Origin of the sequence: Algibacter aquimarinus (assembly GCF_039543265.1) — a bacterium.
GTDB classification, from domain to species: domain Bacteria; phylum Bacteroidota; class Bacteroidia; order Flavobacteriales; family Flavobacteriaceae; genus Algibacter_B; species Algibacter_B aquimarinus.
Genome location: NZ_BAABJK010000010.1, coordinates 1 through 4,418, shown reverse-complemented (window position 1 = coordinate 4,418; position 4,418 = coordinate 1). Strand labels below are relative to the sequence as shown.

At 32.7% G+C, this 4,418-nt stretch carries 5 protein-coding genes; all 5 read left to right on the top strand.

Annotated features, from left to right (window positions below; all coding sequences use genetic code 11):
* Positions 1-86: 86 nt before the first annotated feature.
* The 5 genes from ABD939_RS14650 (at position 87) to ABD939_RS14630 (ending at position 4,345) form a co-directional block, all read left to right on the top strand.
* Positions 87-770, top strand: a complete 684-nt coding sequence (locus ABD939_RS14650) for a hypothetical protein (RefSeq protein ID WP_345170179.1) — start codon at positions 87-89, stop codon at positions 768-770.
* A 156-nt stretch (positions 771-926) separates the two neighbouring features.
* Complete coding sequence (locus ABD939_RS14645; RefSeq protein ID WP_345170177.1) at positions 927-1,565, top strand: hypothetical protein; 639 nt, start codon at positions 927-929, stop codon at positions 1,563-1,565.
* Positions 1,566-1,763: 198 nt separating this feature from the next.
* A complete protein-coding gene (locus ABD939_RS14640; protein ID WP_345170176.1) occupies positions 1,764-2,321 on the top strand; it encodes a hypothetical protein in 558 nt (185 codons plus the stop codon).
* A 654-nt stretch (positions 2,322-2,975) separates the two neighbouring features.
* Entirely contained in the window at positions 2,976-3,596 is a 621-nt protein-coding gene (locus tag ABD939_RS14635; RefSeq protein ID WP_345170175.1) for a hypothetical protein, read from the top strand.
* Between the two features lie 155 nt (positions 3,597-3,751).
* A complete protein-coding gene (locus ABD939_RS14630) occupies positions 3,752-4,345 on the top strand; it encodes a hypothetical protein (RefSeq protein ID WP_345170173.1) in 594 nt (197 codons plus the stop codon).
* The last annotated feature ends 73 nt before the right edge of the window (positions 4,346-4,418 follow it).

Here is a 4,418-nt window from a genome sequence, read left to right as displayed (position 1 = left end):
TTTCGGTTACGGCGGAAAATCATAGCTGATTTTCCGCAACGAGCCATACACAAAACCGTTGCCAGTAATTTGAGAAACAGAACTAAATGGGAGTTTGGAACACAGAAATAAAAGGAAACGACACTACACTTGACATTTATTCGAACTTTTTCGATAAGTATAATAATGGAGGAAATCAAGTTTGGGTTTCGAAAGAAATAAAAACGGAATTTGCTGATTATTTTTCGGATTCAGACGACAGAAATAACTCATTATTTGGACTTGCTCTGGCTCAATGGGAAACAAAGTCTCTTGAACCCGAAACTTTAAAGCAAGTAAAAGAAATAATTGATAGCGGAACTGACTTGGAATTGTGGAAAGAACTTGGTGCAGATGAAAAGACAATTCAGGAAAGAAAAACCGAATTACAGAACTTTCTGAAATTAATATCGACTGAAAAACCAAAAGCGAAAAGAAGAGTTCGACCGAAATTTGAATTTACGACAAATGAACTCGTCCGAACTTCAACTGCTGACGGAACAAAGGAATTTAGAGTAAACGAAGAATTTACAAATGGAAAATATGTCCATACAAGTGGAATAATGGAATGGAATTCTGGTGGTGGAGCCGGAATAATTTACTTTAATGGAGAAGGTAAAAAAGTTTCTGCCAAATGGATTGACAATAACAACTTGGAAATAATTCACGAAACGAATTTGAATTTTGTAAAAAAGGAGAATGAATCATTTTTTCGAGGAGATAAAGCGATAATAAAATATAAAGTGGAATAAAAAACTACTGGCAACAACGTGTATAATTCATTGCTAGTACTAGCCTACTTACGAAAATCCTCGCGGATTTTCTATTCGGTTTGTATTTGCTAATTTAGTTGCTGAAACACGCAACGAAATCATACACAAAACCGTTGTACGTCATTTGAGAAAAAATTGAACTACATATTTAACAAAATAGAAAAAGAGATTATTCAGAGACTTAAAAACTCTGAACCAAAACGAATATGGACTGAATTTATTAAAGTCATATTTGAGTTTGAGGAATATTATATCGAATTGGAATGTGTCCCTGAAATTGCAAGTTCGCAAAATAAAGCTGACGAGGCTATGACAGCAAAAGTTCGAGAATTTAAAAAAAGTTACTTGCCTTACGAAAATGCAAAAATACTTGTAGAAAATAAACCAATTACAGACATAAAAACAGTTCGGACTTTTTTATACTTTACCGATTCGATTACAGAACCTGCGAAAGTCAAAAAAATTGACTCTAAATGGAACAGAATGTTGAGTAAAATAGCTGGAATAAGAAAAAGTGAAATCGAAAAATTACTCGATGGAACTACAAGTAGTTATCACGATGAAATACTATGTAAGCCGAATTCGGATGAAGCTAAAAAAATAAACGGAGAATTTTCAAACTTAATAGACGTTGGAATAATTTTGGAAATTGGAGAAAATTATTTACCTGCTTTTGTTCAAGGAAATGGATATGGATTTGCTCATTTGGAAAGGAAACCGCTTTTGAAATTGGAAGAACTTAAAGGAGTATTAACGGAATACGAAATGAATTAAAAACGAACGCACAACAATGGCTATAAGTAATTGCTTGTTCTCGCCTACTTCTGAAAATCCTCGCGGATTTTCAGTTTGGTGGATACTTGCAAAGTTAAGTGCTAACCCACGCAACTACTCATAGCCGAGACCGTTGTGGTGCATTTACTAAAACGAACGCTGGAATCAAAAACTGACTAAAACCGAACTGAAATTTTAATGAATTTTTCACGACATTGTGATTTATGCGAAAACCAAATAACGAGTCTTGAAAAAGGATTGACTTGTAATTTGACCAATAAAAAACCTGATTTTAATAATACTTGCTCAAAAATTACACTTGACAAAAAATTTCAAGAAAAATTAGAAATTGCTAATCTCGAATTGGAAATAATACGCAGAAACCAAAAGTCAACACATCTGACTTTCTACGGCACAATAATTATTGGTTTTCTTTTAATACTTCTTGGATACTTTTTATCTGACTGGAAAATATTTAGTGTATATCTATGGTACGTGAAAATTGGAATGATTGCAGCTGGATTTTCGTTTCTGGGAGCTGCTTACTCTAAACTGAATAAATATAGAAGAGAAAATAAAAAAGCGGAACTGGAAAAAAACAAAATTGATGAAGTCCTAAATAAATATGGAATTTCATATCAAGAAAACTTTGAGTTTAAAGAAAAAATTCACGGAACTCAAGAAGTAAATGTGAACGTTGAATTTAAAAATTGGAGAAAAGGAAAAACAACTAACACTTATAAATTTGACTATTAGAAGTAAATAAAAAAACGACACCACAACAATGTGTATAGCTCATTGCGGCTGAATTCCTAATCGGAATTCATTGCAATTTGCTATCTTTCGGTTACGGCGGAAAGAATCCTGCGGATTTTTCCGCAACGAGTCATACACAAACACGTTAGCTTTAATGCTAAAGGTCATTGCAAAACCTCAAATTTCGGGTTTAAATCAAAAGTCCTTTAAAGCGGAATTTGAAAATGAAATGTGGAATATTGAACTGAATTATCACTCAAACTCTGAATCGAACTGCGTCTGACTTTTTAGCTCGTTTGCAGAATCGAAATCTGAATTGAAAAACGGAATTTCACTCAATCGGAATTTAGCAAATTACGGAATTGCTAACTCGAAATCTGAATTATATATTGCGGAATTTGAGCAAGTTTGCGGAATTAAAATCGAGCTGAATAAAACATGAAAACGGAATTAAAAAGCCGACTGAAATAAAATATTAACGAAAAAATAAACGGACAAAAAAGCACTAAAAGCTAACAATGTATAAAAATAATTGCGGTTTAGTGCTTAATCAAAGGTCGTTGCATGTTTGCTACGTCTGAATTTCCTTCGGAAATTCCTCGCTCGCAAACCCGCAACTATTCTTATACGCAAACGTTGTAGCCAATTAAAAAAATGAAATTACGAATGACAATTGGAATAGGAATTTTAATAGCATTATTCGCTTTGATATATTTCACAAAGTCGAATGCCAAAACAGAACATTCGGAATTGACTAAAAAGGAATACAGAGCAAAAGGAACGATTTTTTATCACGAAGACGATTTCTGCCAAATAGAGATTGTACCAAAAGAAAATCTACCTGACTTGCTAAAACAAGCGGATAATATTGCTGACTTTTCTACAGAAAACGGATATTCGGACATATACGTTAGAGAAGAAAATAAAGTCAGTTTAAAAAATCGACAAATAGATAAAACTGAACTGGAAAAACTATTGACTGAACTTGGAACAGAAAAACACACAGAAGTGATAACTGGATACGGAAGTGAATATCGAGTGAAAAGTGAAAATACTATTGGATTTGGAAAAGAATATTCAGCAGTGTACTTTGATTTTGAGAATGAAAAAGTCAAGAATATTTGGATAACAAATTTATTCGGACTGAATAACGACAAAGTTATTGATGTGCTTTCCAAAATTGGAGAAAAATGGAATTTGGTTTTGATGGACTGGAATAGTTCAGAACTAATTGACTTATCGAATAAAGAAATGATTAATAAATATTTAAAATAACTGGCTACAACAATGGCTATAAGTAATTGCTTGTTCTCGCCTACTTCTGAAAATCCTCGCGGATTTTCAGTTTGGTGTGTACTTGCAAAGTTTAGTGCTAAACCACGCAACTACTCATAGCCGAGACCGTTGTAAGTAATGCGAAAAACCGACATATGAAAATAATATTTATAATAATTGGAATTATAATTCTCTTCATTCTATACAGATATTTTGCATTCAAAAAAGAAAGTGCAAAAACTCATAAGTTGAGATTTGAAAGAATCAAACCACTTGTAGAAAAATTAGAAAACGGAGAAGAAATAAAAAAAGAAGAAGTTTTGGAATATGCAAAAGATAATAAGACTCGTGAACTGACTTACCAAATACTATCTGAAAATAATAAAACGGAACTGTTCCCTAAAGAATATTTGACCATTGAAAGTGGTGCAGAAAGTAAATTGGTTAACTGGCTTGAATTCCCGACTGAATTAGACAAAGCACCTGATGACATAAAACATCTTGAAAAAGTAAAAATAGATTTTGACGGGAATAATGTATTTTATCACGTATTCAAGTATATGACAAATAAACCACATTGGGCTGCAGAAAATGGATGGATGTTAGGTGTGGTTGGACCATATTTTGACGATAGTAAACCTTATGATTTTCCAGCTGCGACTTTTAGCAGGTGTAGTAGTAAAGTTGGAGAAATTGAACCGAAAGATGAAGTTAAATGGGTTCACGAAAATATTGCGATGAAAAGATAATAAAGCACTACTTACAACAAAGAACTGAGGTAAAAAACAAGTAAAAATTATTATTTTATTACCAATGTACTTC